This window comes from Fictibacillus sp. KU28468 (genome assembly GCF_026153615.1).
Lineage (GTDB): Bacteria > Bacillota > Bacilli > Bacillales > Fictibacillaceae > Fictibacillus_C > Fictibacillus_C marinisediminis.
Genome location: NZ_CP110666.1, coordinates 849,553 through 864,833, shown reverse-complemented (window position 1 = coordinate 864,833; position 15,281 = coordinate 849,553). Strand labels below are relative to the sequence as shown.

Sequence of the window (15,281 nt, the reverse complement as noted above, 5' to 3'; positions counted from 1 at the left end):
CGCTATCATCCCTTTTACTATTTAATGATCTCTATATATCCGTATTTAATTAAGTTCTCAACAGTGGCCTCAACTGAATTACCATAATCGTCAATAATATTTATTTTGGTATGATATTGTACTCCCCCGCCTACCTCATCAAACCATGGAGCTATTTCGCCACTTCTTACATGAAAATCACGCTTAATTATATATTTGGAATAAGGCTGTTCTATCATATGCGGGGGTAAAGCTCTACTTTCATAACTTGCTCCCTTGGGAGAAAAAAATTGTCCATTTAGATTACTTCCATATCTATCTATTTCTTTTCCTGATTCCAAGAGATTTACTTCGAACTTACCATCAACAAAACCATCAATATTTGGATCACCCTTTGTTCCAGGCCAGTTAATTTCTCCAGTTTCTTGATTATAGTATTTGGGGTTATCGTAGACATCTTTATGTTTGAAATACTTTTCTTCAGAAGGTGGGTATTTCCAGTTTTTAAGCTTTAATCTATCTGTTTCAGAAATTTTTCTATCCACTGTACCAGCAAGCTTTGAAAATTGCGTCCCAAAATCCTTCACCCGGAAAGGCTCTTCTGCCACCCTTTGGATACCCACTGATGAAACCACCGCTCTGCTGAATCGCGGGAACAGAGGGAATTCTTTAATTCCAGCCAGTGCACTTTTAAATGCATTCCTTATGACGTTGGGATGCAGCACTTTCATCATACCCCGAAATACTTCGGCTGCTTTATCCCCCATATGTAAAACCTTCGCGCCTTTGATGACGGCTTTCCCGCCCATGCCTAATACTTTAGCTGGCGGAAAAATGGTTAGGGCAGTCCACCCGACGGCCTTTAATCGATCCCAGCCGTCAAGCTTTTCTCCTGTCACCGGGTCATATTCGGCAAAGATTCGGATGACATCATTGACGCCCACAACTTCCATTCCAAATTCTTTTGCCTTGCCAAACCAACCCTGATCCGCTTCACGGAACTTGGCTTCTGTCCTTTTCACCACTTCCTGCGCACTGTCCAGCAGTTTTTCATAGTGTTCCAGTTTTTGAATAAGACTGTGGTAAAGGCTTCCGGCACTGGTGTGATCAATGTCCCAAACGGCCGCATGGAGAGCGAGATAATCCCATTTTAACGCACCTTTAATCTCACTGCACTGGCTCTCCAGTTTACCGATATCCGAGGCCAGCGCTTCCAGTTCATCCGGCTTAACGCTTATTTGACTCATCCAGCTTTTCCTGCCTCTCGATATCGTTCGCCTTTTCCCTAAGCCTTGTCGCTTCTCTTTTCAACGCATCCTTCAATTGTTCCCCTGTACTGGCTGACGAAAAGTGGGTGCTTGCCGCTTCTGACATGATCTGTTTGTAGCTCGCTTTGCTTTTGCTCTCCCAGTCTTGAGCTTTGGTCAATACGTGTGCGCGGTCTCGTCCGAGTCGATCCAGCTTATGCATCGACTCCGTTACCTTGCCGGAATACCAATCCAGCATTTCCGCCTGCATCCTGTATTTTTGCTTGTCAAAAAACATCCGATCACCGCCTGCTTATTCTCTCTCTTCCTATTGTAAAGAAGGCACACGTGCAGAGGTACTAGCCGTTTTTACTAAAATCAGGTAATTACTCGGCCTTTTATCCCCATTCCACTGCGACATATTTCCTATTCCCGCCTCATTAGCCATTTATTCCTTGATTCGGCAAATCCAATTGCACTATAGTAGACTCTAGGCTAAATTCCCCTGTCAGCAGGGATTTTTTAACATAAAAATTTGTCGAAAATAGTAGAATTGTTTTGTTTCCAATACCCTTGAAAACCACTAAACTATTATGGGAGATAAAAAGATCTGCTTTATGCGAAGGGAGAACGACCATGTTTTACATCGCATGCTGCCAGCAGCAAGAATTCACTGCGGGTTATGAGGCGGCAACGTTACAATATAATAAGAAGAAAAATTTCAGGGTAAGGGGGGAGCTGGATGCCTGAACCTACCCAGAAAAACAAGCGGTATATGCCCGGGATTGACGGGCTGCGGGCGTTCGCTGTTCTCGCTGTCATCGCTTATCACTTAAATCTTGGATGGGCACCTGGCGGATTATTGGGCGTAGGCATCTTTTTCGTTCTATCCGGCTACCTGATCACAGATTTAATCATAACGGAATACCATCGAACCGGAGAAATCGACTTTAAACAGTTCTGGATCAGACGGGCACGCAGACTCCTGCCGGCTTTACTGTCCATGCTGGCTCTTGTCATTCTTTGGGTCCTTCTTTTTGAACGATCGTTTTTACTGGACCTCTGGGGCAATGTGCTTTCTGTCCTAACGTACGTAAGCAACTGGTGGCTCATTTTTCACAAAGTGTCTTATTTCGCGCAGTTCGGTCCTCCCTCTCCGCTCAACCATCTATGGTCGCTGGCGGTGGAGGAACAGTTCTATCTCATATGGCCGCTTTTGCTGTTACTCGGCCTTCGCTACATAAAAAATAAAAGATTGATTCTCGGGAGCATACTCGTTGCAGCCCTCCTTTCCGCTATTGCGATGGCTATGATTTACTCACCGGGAGAAGATCCGAGCCGTGTGTATTACGGAACAGACACAAGAGCCTTTTCCCTGCTGATCGGAGCCGGACTTGCGATCATTTGGCCAAGCCGAAAGCTGTCCATCCGCCTGCCGAAAGAACAGCGAAAAGCACTCGATATCGTTGGAACGCTCAGTCTCTTTGGGATTTTGCTCTTAATCGGATTCACCAGACAATTTGATAGCTTCTTATATCGCGGCGGTATGGTCATTCTGTCGATTTTCACCTTATTTGTGGTGGCGGCGCTTGCCCATCCGTCCAGCCGGCTCGGCATGGCGATGGGATGGAAGCCGCTTCGCTGGATCGGTGTACGGTCGTACGGCATCTATTTATGGCATTTTCCGGTCATCGTCTTCACTAACCCTGCACAGGAAAACGCCCATCCATCCGTATGGCTCAGAATCGCTCAGTTTGCTTTAATCCTTATTCTGGCCACGCTGTCCTGGCACTTTATCGAGGAGCCTATCCGTCAAGGAGCACTGAAACGATGGAGAGCGAAACTGAACATGACGGCACATTCCTGGAAACGCGCGACACTCGTGCAAAAATCGATCCTTGGCTGCTCAGCAGCAGTGATCGTCGTCATCTTTTTCACGGTTGTCATCCCGGAGCTTCACAAGCTTGAAGCAGGACAGAAAAAGAAAGCCGAGCAGGCCATCATGCACCCTGAGCCTGTAAAACCGAAAGAGAAACCGAAGCATGAACAACCTAAACCGGAAGATAAACCAAAACCGAAGCCTGACCAAAAGCCAGACTCGAAACCGTCACCTGTCCCGCCGCCTAAACCGGCGGACGAACGAATCTCAGTGATCGGTGACTCGGTCATGGTGAACGTGGCACCTTATATCAAAGAAAAATTCCCTAAGGCAACGGTTGACGCCAAGATCGGCCGCCAGCTGAAGGATGCTTCAAGTGTCATCGATCACATGAAAGCAAACGGCCAACTCGGCCACACAATCGTCATCGGGCTTGGAACGAACGGTCCTTTCTCAAAAGACCAGCTCGTAAACGTGCTCGATAAAGTTGGTAAAGACAAAGAAATCGTACTGATCAACAGCCAGGTTCCCCGTTCGTGGGAAAAAGAAGTGAACCGGACGCTCGCGGAAGTGGCATCTTCACATCCTCACACGAAGCTTGTAAACTGGAACCAGGCAAGCAATGGACAAACCTCGTATTTTTATAATGACGGCGTCCATCTCAAGCCAAAAGGCGCTTCTGCCTATGCGAAGCTTGTAGAAAGTGCAGTGAACTAGAATAATAGAAGGAAAAAGAGAGCAACGGCTTAGTGGCCGTTGCTTTTTTATGGCAAAAAAACTCCGGCTCATATAGGCCAGAGTTCTTAATTCTTCTTATCAAAAAACATGCCGTCACCCGAAACTGCTGCGTACGGATTCGCGTACTGCGCAGAATGGGTTTTCTTTTGGTTCATCAAAGTAATGTCACGCTTAATTTCAGCGAGCTGGCGATCGAGCAAAGGCTGAACGACTTCATTCAGCTGGAGGATGGCGAGTCCCATCCGCTTCTCTTCATCAGTAAAAGTAACAGGAATTTCGCCCAGCAATGATTCCCGCTGATCCAACAGCTCGTTCAACCGCTCAATGTAGGGTTCGCGCTCTTCTTTCGGAAGACCGCTCGTCACATGACCGTGCAAGTTATGTGTGATCTCAAGTAAAACGCTGACCGCTCCCATCCTATACTCGTCCTCCCTGTCCATACTGCTGACGACGATTGATCTGGATAACTTCCTTCCAAGTATCACGGAACTCCGTCACAAAGCTCTCCACCTCATCCAGAATCTCAACACTGCTTTGGATGTTTGCCTCAATCAGGCGGCGATTCAAGTAATCGTACATCGGCATCAATGTCTGTGAAACCGGAGCATCCATGTTCAATGTGACCATAAGCTCCTGGATGATCTTCTGAGCTTTCAGCAAGTTGGTATTTTTATCTTGAATATTTTTATTTTGAATGGCTTGTTTTGCCTGTGTAATAAACTTCAGACAGCCATTATATAGCATCAACGTCAGTTCACCGGGCGATGCCGTCTGAACCGAGTTATTTTGGTACGACTGGTACGGGTTTGGTAAAGACATCATGTCACTCCCTTAGGTTTTGTTGCTTGGTTATTGTCCGCCGCCAAATTGTTGGGACAAGTACATACTTTGTTGATTGGAACGTGAGATCGCTTGTTCCATGGCGGTGAATTGTCGGTAATAGCGGTCTTCTACTTGCGTTAATCTTGTATTGAAATTTGTAATACGTGTATCCATGTCTATTAACTGCTTGCCGATCGCAAACTGATTGTTTGTACGAAGAGCATTACCAGCTTTCACTTCTACCTTATCCATGATTGAGTCAATGGAATCACGAAGGCGGTAGGCAATGCCTTTTGTATCCGTTGTCGTTCCGTTATTCGCAAACAGCTTCATAACTGCTTCAGGATCCTTGGCAATTGCATCCTTCAACTTGTTTTGATCCGTGATGATGAGCTTTCCTTTATCAAGGTAGTTACTGGAGGTTTGAATACCAATCTTCGCTAGCTGGTCATAGTCTGATTTTCCTGTACTTACACTGGCATACATATTGCTTCGCAGCTGATTTAAACCACTTGATAAAATGGTATCTCCTTTAAGCATCCCGCTCTTCGCTTTGCCATCCCATAGTTCAGCTTCTTTATCAGATAGTCCCTTTCGCTGTTCATCGGTAAGTGGAGTATACGTGCGATAGCGTTCTTCCGAAATCTTATCGTTGATTTTTCCAATGGTGGTATTGTACTGATCCACAAACTTTACAATAGAATCAAATATCCCCTGTGAGTCAGTGGACGTTGAAATAGTAACAGGTCCTGTTGTATCGCTTGAGTTGGATTTCAAATTGAACGTTACACCAGAAATAGTAAAAGAGTTGGAGGAACGGGAGGTTTCTAATCCATTTAATGTGAAATATGCGTTAGATCCCGCTTTAGATTTATCTGTTCCTGTTAAATCATCTAAAGTTCCATCAAACCCTAAATTTCCGAATAAATTCTTTGTTTCTGTACTTGCAAAAGTAATTTTAGAATCTTCACCAGTCTCTTTATTTGTAATAACCATCTGTCCTGTATTGTTGTCATAAAAAGCACTTATTCCAAGTTCTGAATTAGAGAGCTTCTGTGTAAGCGAATCTATAGTTTCTTTGGTAGGATCAATTGTTACCTCAAAAATTTTATCACTAGTACCATCTTTTACGTAATCCGAAGTACCAGGCTTAGTTAATTTAAATTTAAGCTTATTATCTGAAGGTAAAGAAGTACCTAAGGAAGATAACAAGGTATCTGCTGGCTTAGGGGTGCTTCCTGATTTAACAGGATTTCCTATCCAGGTTCTCGGTGTTGCTAAGGTTATATTTTCAATCGTCGTACTGATATTACCCGATGAACCATTAGAAGTAGCAGTAACTGCAGATTCATTAGTACTTGTAACAGTTTTCTTTAAAAAAGTACTCTGTTTTCCTACTCCGTCGAAAATCAACTGATCAAAGTCTTTCAATAGCTTATTCATATCTCTGTAGTCATCACGCTGCCATTCCAAAAGCTGTTTCTTTTGGGTCAGCTTATCCAAAGGTACACGCTCTGCCTTCATTAAATCTTTAACCATGGAATCGATGTCCATTCCACTGGCCAGTCCGCTAATTCGTGTCGTCATTCACATCACCTCTCATTTAAATTTTTTTATCAATAAACAATCCTACATTTTCAAGCATGGAAGCATACATGTCCAGAAATTTTTTGGAAGGCAGTTCTTTAATGACTTCCTGTGTTTTATCATCAATAATTTGAATGTAATAATCATTTAACTTTTCATGGAGTACAAACTTGGATGACGTATGAGTTGGGATAAGTAAATCGTTAATTCCCTTAACCATTTCTTTTAGTTCTTTTGGATTCGGTTGGTATTCATTCTGCTTATTACCGTTAGTTGGAAGCTCTTGAACTTTTTCTGATGGATCCGCTGGTGTAGTTAGTGGTACAGATGAAGTGATACGCGTCAATTCCACAATAATCTCTCCCGAATTTGAAAAGTTGATCTACTAGTTTTATCGGTTAGGAGTTATAAAAATCAAGGTAAAATCAAAAAAAGAGAGTTTTACAACTCCCTTTTCAAACCTTATACTATATTTTTTTATTCTGACCTTCTTACAAGTCTTTCAACATGCTTTCCATCTGTTTCCCATATAATTTTTGATATTTTTGAACTTCCTTCCCTTTGCGCAGCCTTTGTACTTATCTATCGTAACTGCATCCAATGTTTTAATCATTTCATCCGTTACAGCCAAATACTGATTTTCAGCATCGATAATCTTATTTATATCATTCTTATTATTCACCTGACCGTCCAAGCCCGATTTAGAACCTTTGGCTTGCTGCTGAAGAACACCCTTCATCTCGTCGATCTGATCTTGTGTCATATTTTCAGTGAGTAAATATTCTGCGTTGCCAATCGCATTATCATAAATAACCGTCACTCGATTAAGGATAACCATAACTGTAGTAGACAATTGAAGTTCTGGATCCAGCTTTTGAAACCATACATCTCTTTCCTCAGCATCAGTCTCTGATTTTACTTTTGGCTTAATCGGCTGAAACCGGTTTGTTTTTAACCGCTTCGCTTGTCTTCTCAGTAGAGCACCCTATTAGGAAGAAAATTGCTACAACAACAATTAACAATTTTGCTTTCAAGATTTTGTACTCCTTTAATGTTTTTTTGTTATCTTATAAATCTGTTAATAAATCCCCTTTAAATGTAAAAATTAAACATTTATGGTATTTTAAAATAAAGGAGGTGGTAAACAGATTATGGAGTATAAAAGCTGGAAAGACATACCAAATGAAGCATTGGAGTTGATTACTGGAAAATTGTTGGGGGACGGTAACTTGACGGTTCAGCCCGGAAGAAAGACACGTCTGCGTTTTTCACATAAGGTAGTCGATCAGAATTGGTGTGAGCATTGTTATAACGAATTGCTTCCTTACCTCCCCATAAATCCGCCTGTTTATCGAAAAGTGTTTGATCCAAGAATAAAGGCTGGATTTACAGAACACTTTTATGTTCAATCAAAGACAAGCCAGATGTTAGAAGTATTAAAGGACTGCTGGTACAAGGGCAATGTAAAAGTCCTTCCTAAAGAGATAATTGAAAAGGCAATAAGTCCTTTGTGCTTAGCTTGGTGGTACCAGGATGACGGACATCTAAAAATCACCAACAATAAAGTAAAAAAGTTAATATTATCAACAGACTATTTTACAAGGGAAGAAAATCAATTTTTAATAAACACTCTTTATTCCAAATTTAATTTTTCCTTCAAATTGGACAAGCAAAATCGCATCATCCTCTATAACCAACCCCAAATCTTTCATTTTCTATCCATAGTAGAACCCTATATCATTATGGAGAGGAAAAAATTTTCTAATGAAATAAGCTCTAAACAAACTTTCATTTCAAAAAGAACTACAATATATCTGCCTAGCTGTTTTACTATTGAAAAGCCTACCAAGGATATAATAAATTCCATGAATGTACTTCCACAACTAATGAAGATAACCATTGAAGAAATTCAATCGCTATATAAGAAGTCTTCACTAATGCGTACAGATATTTCTAATCGCTCATATCAAATCACTATTCCATCAGAAAGAATTCAACAACTACACTATCTTCAACAAAAGACCGGCCTTAGAAAAAGCAAAATTATAGAGCTTTGTTTCCAAATAAAAAATGGTCATCCCCTGAGAGATGACCATCAATAATATTAACGAAGAAGTTGTAGAACTCCTTGTGGTTGTTGGTTGGCTTGCTTTGCCGCTGTGCTTTTCAGCCACAGAATAGACTATATCTTCACCCTTAACATATAAGGGGCTGGGCACTTCGAATGATTTCTCACCCTACGAATCTCATCGTCATAGCATTAGCCTTAGACAGTACATTCTAGTCGTTGAACCTTCTCCACTCTTTCGAGACAGGAGCTTGGCTGCTGATTATCCATTGTATCATCTTTCTCATTTTCAAACCGTTACGCTTATTGTTTCCAATTACGCTGTGGTTGAGAAAGCTTTAGGAAGTTCCAGCAATTCACCCAGTAATCCTCTAGTTCGTTACCAAACTAGACGCCCTTTTAATCATTACTTCAAGAGTTGTAAAACTCCTTGAGGCATTTGATTGGATTGAGCCAGCATTGCTTGTGCTGCTTGAGAAAGAATTGAATTCTTTGTTTGGTTCATCATTTCTTTCGCCATCGTGCGAACATTTACTTTCATAAATGACCAGACTATATCTTCACCCTCCAACTATTTGGTAGGGGTCGGGCACTTCGGATCAACAATGCTGAACCACATTGTCTCACCTACGGATTTCATCATCATAGCGTTTCGCCTTAGATGGTCTATCCTAGTCGTTGAACCTTCTCCACTCTTTCGAAACAGGAGCTTGGCTGCTGATTGCCCAATCTTTTCTTTTTTGAACCGTCACGCTTGTCGTTTCCAACTACGTTGTGGCAAGAAAAGCTTAAGGGGTTTCCAGCAATTCACCCGATAATAATCACTGACCGTTACCAGCCAGGACGACTGTGCTTATTACTGCCTAGGCAGCTAAAGCATAATCTACGTCACGAACACGTGATTCTGCAGCAGTTAAGTTTTCAGAAGAAGTGTTTAAGTTGTTAATTGAATGTTCTAAGCGATTTTGATAAGCACCTAACTTAGATCTTTCAGCTGATACTTTTTTAATAGAATTGTCAAGGACAGATACCGCTGCTTCAGCCCCTTGTTTTGAAGTCACATCAACACCAGTTAGGGATAAAGTTTTAGTGCTCATTTCTTTAATTCCCACAGACATAGTCTGGTCTTTATTTGCACCAATGTGGAATGAAAGTGACGAATCAGCTTTAGCATCTTGAGCATTTTGGGTTTCAGTAAATGCTGAGAAAGTATTATTAAAATTAGTTGCTCCACTTACTGTAAATGATAAACCTGTAATTGAATTTGCTAAGCCATTAGCCCCAGTAAATTCAATGGTTCCTTTATTTGTGACAGTTCCTGTAATGCCTAGGTCGGAATTCACATCTGCCAACCATGTACTCACATCAAGAGTAGTTGAGTTTGCAGTAGCACCAGAAGTATTAACGGTTCCATTTTTAGTTAAAGATGAAGTTAAGGATCCGCTTGAAACACCAATAGCATTACCATTACTATCAGCAAGATCTTGTAGTAGAGTAGTGCCTGAAACTGCAGAAGCAGCTGTAAAAGTCGTTGCTGGACCTGTACCGAAAATTTTATCTAAATCTGTGGCAGATCCAGTTACAGTAACATCTTGTCCAGCTTGTTTTCCAACTAGTACAAGTTTATTAGCCCCATCTACAGAAGCTGTTACACCAATACCTGCAGTATTATTAATTGCATCACGAACTGCAGCTGCATTCGTTGCAGCTGATCCACCACCAATTGCACCTCCGGTAGTTACAGTAACACCATTAATTACAAAGCTTTTCCCTTGAATATCAGAATTTGTAGCTGAAGTTGCCCCAGCTCCAGTGCTTCTTGCAAAAGCTTTAAGTGCAGCAGATTCAACCTTACTTCCTTGAGAAGTTAATGCTTCAGTAGCATCGCCATTTAGTAATTTCTTTGTATTAAATTCAGTAGTATTAGAAATTCTATCTACTTCACTTTTTAATTGGGCAACTTCTTTTTGAATTTCAGCACGATCATCAGATGTGTTTGTGTCATTTGAGGATTGTACAGCTAATTCACGCATACGTTGAAGAATGTCATGAGTTTCATTTAGTGCGCCTTCAGCAGTTTGAATTAAAGAAATACCGTCTTGAGCATTTCTAGATGCTTGATCTAAACCACGAATTTGACCACGCATTTTTTCAGATATTGCCAGACCAGCGGCATCATCTCCTGCACGGTTAATGCGCAGTCCAGAAGATAATTTTTCCATTGATTTACCCTGTGCTGTTGAAGCACTAGATAGCTGACGGTACGTGTTAAGTGCCGCGATGTTGTGATTGATTCTCATTTTAATTTCCTCCTTGAAATGTGTCCGCCCACATCCTTGTGGTTGGATTATTATTCAAACAAAAAAGACGATTGCGGCCGCCAAACATCTTGATTGCTTGCTCACCACTAATATCGTCTTATTCATGAGATTGTTTATAGTAAATTTCTACTTAATTAATGTTTTTAATTGATCTATCAGGCTGATCGAAGTATTTGAGGCTGCATTGTTTTCTTCTTTAATCGCTAGATAAATTTCCTTGCGGTGAATTTCTACTTGTTTCGGTGCGTTAATGCCTAATTTCACTTGGTCGCCTTCAACGCCAAGGATCGTGATTTCGATATCGTCACCAATTTGAATGCCTTCTTTACTTTTGCGTGTCAGTACAAGCATCTTTTACACACCCCGCTCTTCAGCAGCTGCTGTAAAGATAAGATGCCTTGATGTATAGTGATTATCATTAAATACAACTTGTTTCCCAATATTCTTTACTTTGTTAATGATTACAGGGGCCTGCAAGTTGGCTGTAGATTCTTTTAATTCATCCCGCAGCGTGACGATTACTTGAATGAAAATATCCTGCTGATCTTTGATTTCCAATTCACTTACAACAGAGTCTGGCAAGGTAAAATCATATTCTGGAAAATACATAAAAGGATCCGCTGTTACAAAGGCAAGTCCTGGTGCAGCAATAGACTGCATGATAGAAAACGGTGTATCTTCAAACGGAAGAATAACAAATTCTCTTTCCTCTTCAAATCCCGGAATTCCGTGTTCAAAGGTAATCACATTTTTTTGCTCAACTTTTATATCTCCATGAAATTTCGTTTTCAGTTCCATGTTTTCACCACTTTACTTTTTTTGATCAATCTCCTGACCGGTTACATCAATCATTAGAGAAGGCCACTGCTTCATACTAATATGCACCTCACCAGGCTTATAGCTATGACGAGGTTTGTTAATCCTTGCTTCAATAACAGGTTTATTTACCTGCCAGTCGATGTTTACTTTTGTTGGTTCATAGTTGGTTCTTACACTGTTTGCGGAAGGGACAAACCCGATATTGAACTCAAACATCGGACTTTCTCCATTTTCTTTTGCCTGTTCGGCAATGGGCTGGCCGCCATTTTCGATTTTCATCAGTTCATCACCCTGCTGAGCCATACGTGCTAATCCATCAAGCCAATCGCTGTATCCTTTTTGAGCAAACTCTTCAATTCTCCTGCCGATGGATTTTAAATCCATATCTGCCCTAGCCTGTGACTGGTCAATAGTCAATTTTCCTGGTGTGGTTTCAATGCTTAGGTCAGCTTTCGGCTGCTGAATTTCAAGATCAGCCGGCTGCTGTTCAATCTCCTGTACCGGCTGGATGGTCGTTATCCCGATTTGTCCTTTTGTGGATTCCATTCTAAGCTGAGGAACGCTCATCATAATTCCTCCCTAAAAAAGATAGAGCTATCACATTGGATAGCTCCATTTTAACGTAAAAAGTCCAATAATGACGGCTGAATAATACGGGAACCAACTCCCATGGCAGCCCGAAGAACGCTTTCCTGAGATTTCATGTCAGTGATGACACGCTCCACGTCAGCATCTTCATTGTCAGATAGGATACGGTTCGCAATGACTTCCTGTTCATCCACTCGATCTTCCATCAGTTCAAGGCGGTTGTTTTTTGCACCAAGCTCTGCTCTTTGAGACACAATTTTATTAATATGACCGTCGAGCAATCCAAGAAAGTTGCCGATCTCTTTTGTGTACCCTGCTGGTGTAGTTTGGTTATCCAATGCTTTTTCCAGTGCAGATAGATCACTGAACAAACCGTCCCCTGGATTCGTACTCGTTGTGAAAATATCCGAACCTTTCACATTTACTCCAAGCTGAATGCCTTTAGAGAGTTCGATTTTCACATCATTGGTGTTCGTCGAGACTTGTGTGACATCTCCGTTCACGATGGTTACCGGAGCATTCGTCGTGTCATTTCCGTTGAAGATATATTTTCCGGCAACCTGTGTGTTGGCGATGGTGACCAGATGTTCTTTCAGCTGTTTGATTTCTTCACCAATCGCTGCCTTCTGGTTGTCTTCATAGGTTCCATTGGAAGCCTGAACAGTCAGCTCACGGATACGCTGCAGAGCGCTGGTCGCTTTATCGAGGGCATCATCCGAGCTTTCTACCCAGTTATAGCCTTCTCCAAAGTTACGTTTAAACTGTTCAACCTCACTCAAGTTTGTACGATAGGCCATCCCTTTCATCGCGACGACCGGATCCTGTGATGGTCTTGTAATCTTCTTTCCTGTGGAAAGCTGATCCTGGTATTCTCCCATTTTTGCATAGCTGCTGCTAAGGTTACGCAGCATGTTTCCTGATAGCATGCTTTGTGTTACGCGCATGACTTGTCACCTACCTTCCTCCAACACCCATACCGTTAATAATTTTATCCAGTATCTGATCGACCATTGTAATCATTCGTGCAGATGCGTTGTAAGCATGCTGGAATTGAATCATATTGGTCATCTCTTCATCCAGTGAGACGCCGCTTACCGATTGGCGGCGCTGATCGACGGAATGTGCGAGTGTATCCGAGTTGGCAGCCATACGGTTCGCCTGCTGGGCATCAACTGCCATTTTTCCAATCGCACCTTCATATTTTGACTTTAGATTGGTAGAGTCTTTTACACCTGCCAGATTCAAAGCATTGCTTCCATCACCTGCTGCTTTGCTTGTAGCCGCAGCGATGTTTTTCAAATCGCTTGTAATATCGGAAGAAACTTTAAGAAGCTTGGCGGCTCCCTTTGCAGGAGTGGTACCATCGATCTTCACTTGATCACTTGCAGTTGTGGCTGGATTCTCCAATGCAAAAAAGTCGTGTGTTGTTTGAGTTCCAGTCGGACTATTAATATCATTCAAGCTCCATCCACTGCTATGAACAGTATTAAACGCTTTCGCAAAATCAAGTGCCAGATTGTCCAGCTGATCCAGCATAGCTGGGTAATCATTATTGTAAGCCGAAGTCAGTCCTTCAAGCTTTCCTCCAAATGAAGTGGAAGACAACGCTGTACCACCTAAAGAAAATCCGGAAATATTCCCGTTACTCTCATTAACAGACAGTGTTTTAAAAGAGATCGGAGTGCTCGCGCCATCTACCAGTTTCCCTAATGAGGTTCCGGACGGATCCATCAGCTCGATCGAGTACTTTCCTTCAGCAAGCGGCGAATCGGTAGGGCTGCTCGACGATTTAGTAACTTTTACATTCACAAGCTGGGAAAGGCGGTCCACCAGCTGGTCTCTTTCATCATACAGATCATTCGGAAGATAGCCGTGCGGCTCGATCTCACTGATCTGCTGGTTGATGTTATTGATCTGTTCAGCGATGGAGTTGATCTCTTTTACAGAAATATCCACCTGACTCTTAATATCATCTCGGATGGTAGATAACGAGGTTGATAGATAGTTAAAGGTCTCAGCGACTGCTACTCCGCGCTGGCGAACGACAGAACGGGCACCATCGTCTTCAGGATTTACCGCTAAATCCTGAAGTGATTGCCAGAACTGATCGAGGGTCTTGGACAAGCCGTTATCACTTGGCTCATTCATGATATCTTCCATTTTCTCCAGAGATTCGCTTCTGGCTCCCCAATATCCGGACTTTGTGTTCTCACCGCGGAACTGCACATCCAAGAAGCTTTCCCTCACACGTTGAATCGACCCAGCTTGTACACCAGTTCCCATCTGTCCAGGGACTTGCGGGCGGTTCATAGCTGGTGCGGGATAAGGCTCCGTCTGGGTAAAATTGACCCGTTGGCGGGAGTATCCGGTTGTGTTGGCATTGGCGATGTTCTGCCCGGTCACTTGAAGGGCATATTGCTGGGTTGTCATTCCGCGGCGGGCGGTCTCTAACCCGTGAAACGTTGATACCATGAATGTTCCTCCGTTCTAGGCTTTTGAATCAAACAGGGAAAAGCTCCCTGCTCCCGCATATTCCTTTGCCTGCGGACGGCTGTATGTTACTTTTTCAGGCTCTGGCATGAACATGTTCAATGACATGTTCACAAACTGCAGCGACTGATGGATCAGCTGCTGGTTCAGCTCATTGCGTTCCTTTAAAAGCATGTATTCTTTTGAAAGCTCATATTGAAGATCTTCAAGCTGTCCCTTTTCAGTTGGCGCAGCCTGTTCAATCAGTTCAGACATTGTGATGTCGCTTGTTTTGTTACGAACTTCTTCAAGCTCCATCAAGGTTTTAACATGTTCATTCTCTTTAAGTATCAAGGCATCGAGCACTTTGACGTCACCTGTTTTTAAGATCGCTGTTTTCTGTTCAGCGATGCTGTTAAGCTCACGGTGGACGTCGAGCAGCTTGTTTAATAAAGATTTCATGTCCGTTAGCGCCATGAGATCCTCCTAGTTATTCCAGAACTGATAGAACTTCCGGGCGACCTCTCTTGCATCTGACTGGTACTGGCCGGAATCAATCTGGGTTTTAATTTCATGTATTTTATCCTGACGGCTTACTGAAAATTGCTGTGATAATTGAAGTTCTTTCGCTTCGGCTGAGATTTGAATTTCGTCGCTCTGCTTCATCTTTTCCTCGTTTTTGGAATATTGTGGGCTTTGTTTAGTGTAAGGGTTAATATTGACATGATTAAAGCTATTGATCTTCATAGGATTCACCTCTATTA

At 42.3% G+C, this 15,281-nt stretch carries 17 protein-coding genes and 1 pseudogene; 2 read left to right on the top strand and 16 right to left on the bottom strand.

The window, feature by feature from the left end:
- Window positions 1-17: 17 nt before the first annotated feature.
- Both OKX00_RS04260 and OKX00_RS04255 read right to left on the bottom strand, forming a co-directional pair.
- Window positions 18-1,226, bottom strand: a complete 1,209-nt coding sequence (locus OKX00_RS04260) for a glycohydrolase toxin TNT-related protein (protein ID WP_265409566.1) — start codon at window positions 1,224-1,226, stop codon at window positions 18-20.
- Entirely contained in the window at window positions 1,207-1,524 is a 318-nt protein-coding gene (locus OKX00_RS04255) for a hypothetical protein (protein ID WP_265409565.1), read from the bottom strand. The genes OKX00_RS04260 and OKX00_RS04255 overlap by 20 nt, the downstream gene beginning before the upstream one ends.
- A 444-nt stretch (window positions 1,525-1,968) precedes the next feature.
- Between OKX00_RS04255 and OKX00_RS04250 the strand changes: the two genes are divergently transcribed.
- Window positions 1,969-3,822, top strand: coding sequence for an acyltransferase family protein (locus tag OKX00_RS04250; RefSeq protein WP_265409564.1), 1,854 nt, complete (start codon window positions 1,969-1,971; stop codon window positions 3,820-3,822).
- 86 nt (window positions 3,823-3,908) lie between these two features.
- On the opposite strand, the gene OKX00_RS04245 is transcribed toward OKX00_RS04250, so the two are convergent.
- The 5 genes from OKX00_RS04245 to OKX00_RS04225 all read right to left on the bottom strand — a co-directional run bounded on the left by OKX00_RS04245 (window position 3,909) and on the right by OKX00_RS04225 (window position 7,105).
- Window positions 3,909-4,259 (bottom strand): flagellar protein FliT, encoded by a 351-nt coding sequence (locus tag OKX00_RS04245; RefSeq protein WP_265409563.1) that lies wholly within the window; start codon window positions 4,257-4,259, stop codon window positions 3,909-3,911.
- 1 nt (window position 4,260) lies between these two features.
- Complete coding sequence (fliS, locus tag OKX00_RS04240) at window positions 4,261-4,662, bottom strand: flagellar export chaperone FliS (RefSeq protein WP_265409562.1); 402 nt, start codon at window positions 4,660-4,662, stop codon at window positions 4,261-4,263.
- A gap of 30 nt (window positions 4,663-4,692) precedes the next feature.
- Complete coding sequence (locus OKX00_RS04235) at window positions 4,693-6,252, bottom strand: flagellar hook-associated protein 2 (RefSeq protein WP_265409561.1); 1,560 nt, start codon at window positions 6,250-6,252, stop codon at window positions 4,693-4,695.
- A gap of 16 nt (window positions 6,253-6,268) precedes the next feature.
- Window positions 6,269-6,604: a flagellar protein FlaG gene (gene flaG, locus OKX00_RS04230; RefSeq protein WP_265409560.1), complete on the bottom strand. Its 336-nt coding sequence runs from the start codon at window positions 6,602-6,604 to the stop codon at window positions 6,269-6,271.
- Between the two features lie 150 nt (window positions 6,605-6,754).
- Window positions 6,755-7,105: a hypothetical protein gene (locus tag OKX00_RS04225; protein WP_265409559.1), complete on the bottom strand. Its 351-nt coding sequence runs from the start codon at window positions 7,103-7,105 to the stop codon at window positions 6,755-6,757.
- A 298-nt stretch (window positions 7,106-7,403) separates the two neighbouring features.
- Between OKX00_RS04225 and OKX00_RS04220 the strand changes: the two genes are divergently transcribed.
- Window positions 7,404-8,354 (top strand): endonuclease, encoded by a 951-nt coding sequence (locus tag OKX00_RS04220; protein ID WP_265409558.1) that lies wholly within the window; start codon window positions 7,404-7,406, stop codon window positions 8,352-8,354.
- Between the two features lie 372 nt (window positions 8,355-8,726).
- Here the strand turns inward: OKX00_RS04220 and OKX00_RS04215 are convergent.
- The 9 genes and pseudogenes from OKX00_RS04215 to flgM all read right to left on the bottom strand — a co-directional run.
- Window positions 8,727-8,843 (bottom strand): annotated as a pseudogene (locus OKX00_RS04215) (flagellin); the annotation flags it as partial.
- A 340-nt stretch (window positions 8,844-9,183) separates the two neighbouring features.
- Complete coding sequence (locus tag OKX00_RS23200) at window positions 9,184-10,620, bottom strand: flagellin N-terminal helical domain-containing protein (RefSeq protein WP_322114348.1); 1,437 nt, start codon at window positions 10,618-10,620, stop codon at window positions 9,184-9,186.
- Between the two features lie 147 nt (window positions 10,621-10,767).
- Window positions 10,768-10,992, bottom strand: coding sequence for a carbon storage regulator CsrA (gene csrA, locus OKX00_RS04200; protein ID WP_265409557.1), 225 nt, complete (start codon window positions 10,990-10,992; stop codon window positions 10,768-10,770).
- A 3-nt stretch (window positions 10,993-10,995) separates the two neighbouring features.
- Window positions 10,996-11,439, bottom strand: coding sequence for a flagellar assembly protein FliW (gene fliW / locus OKX00_RS04195; protein WP_265409556.1), 444 nt, complete (start codon window positions 11,437-11,439; stop codon window positions 10,996-10,998).
- 12 nt (window positions 11,440-11,451) lie between these two features.
- Window positions 11,452-12,030 (bottom strand): DUF6470 family protein, encoded by a 579-nt coding sequence (locus OKX00_RS04190; protein ID WP_322114347.1) that lies wholly within the window; start codon window positions 12,028-12,030, stop codon window positions 11,452-11,454.
- Window positions 12,031-12,077: 47 nt separating this feature from the next.
- A complete protein-coding gene (gene flgL, locus OKX00_RS04185) occupies window positions 12,078-12,992 on the bottom strand; it encodes a flagellar hook-associated protein FlgL (RefSeq protein WP_265409555.1) in 915 nt (304 codons plus the stop codon).
- 10 nt (window positions 12,993-13,002) lie between these two features.
- Entirely contained in the window at window positions 13,003-14,520 is a 1,518-nt protein-coding gene (gene flgK / locus OKX00_RS04180) for a flagellar hook-associated protein FlgK (protein WP_265409554.1), read from the bottom strand.
- Between the two features lie 15 nt (window positions 14,521-14,535).
- Window positions 14,536-14,994 carry a flagellar protein FlgN gene (locus OKX00_RS04175; RefSeq protein ID WP_265409553.1) on the bottom strand — a complete coding sequence of 153 codons (459 nt, stop codon included), beginning with the start codon at window positions 14,992-14,994 and terminating at the stop codon, window positions 14,536-14,538.
- 9 nt (window positions 14,995-15,003) lie between these two features.
- The gene (gene flgM / locus OKX00_RS04170; RefSeq protein WP_265409552.1) at window positions 15,004-15,264 is read right to left on the bottom strand and encodes a flagellar biosynthesis anti-sigma factor FlgM; all 261 of its coding nucleotides are present in this window, start codon (window positions 15,262-15,264) and stop codon (window positions 15,004-15,006) included.
- Between the last annotated feature and the right edge of the window lie 17 nt (window positions 15,265-15,281).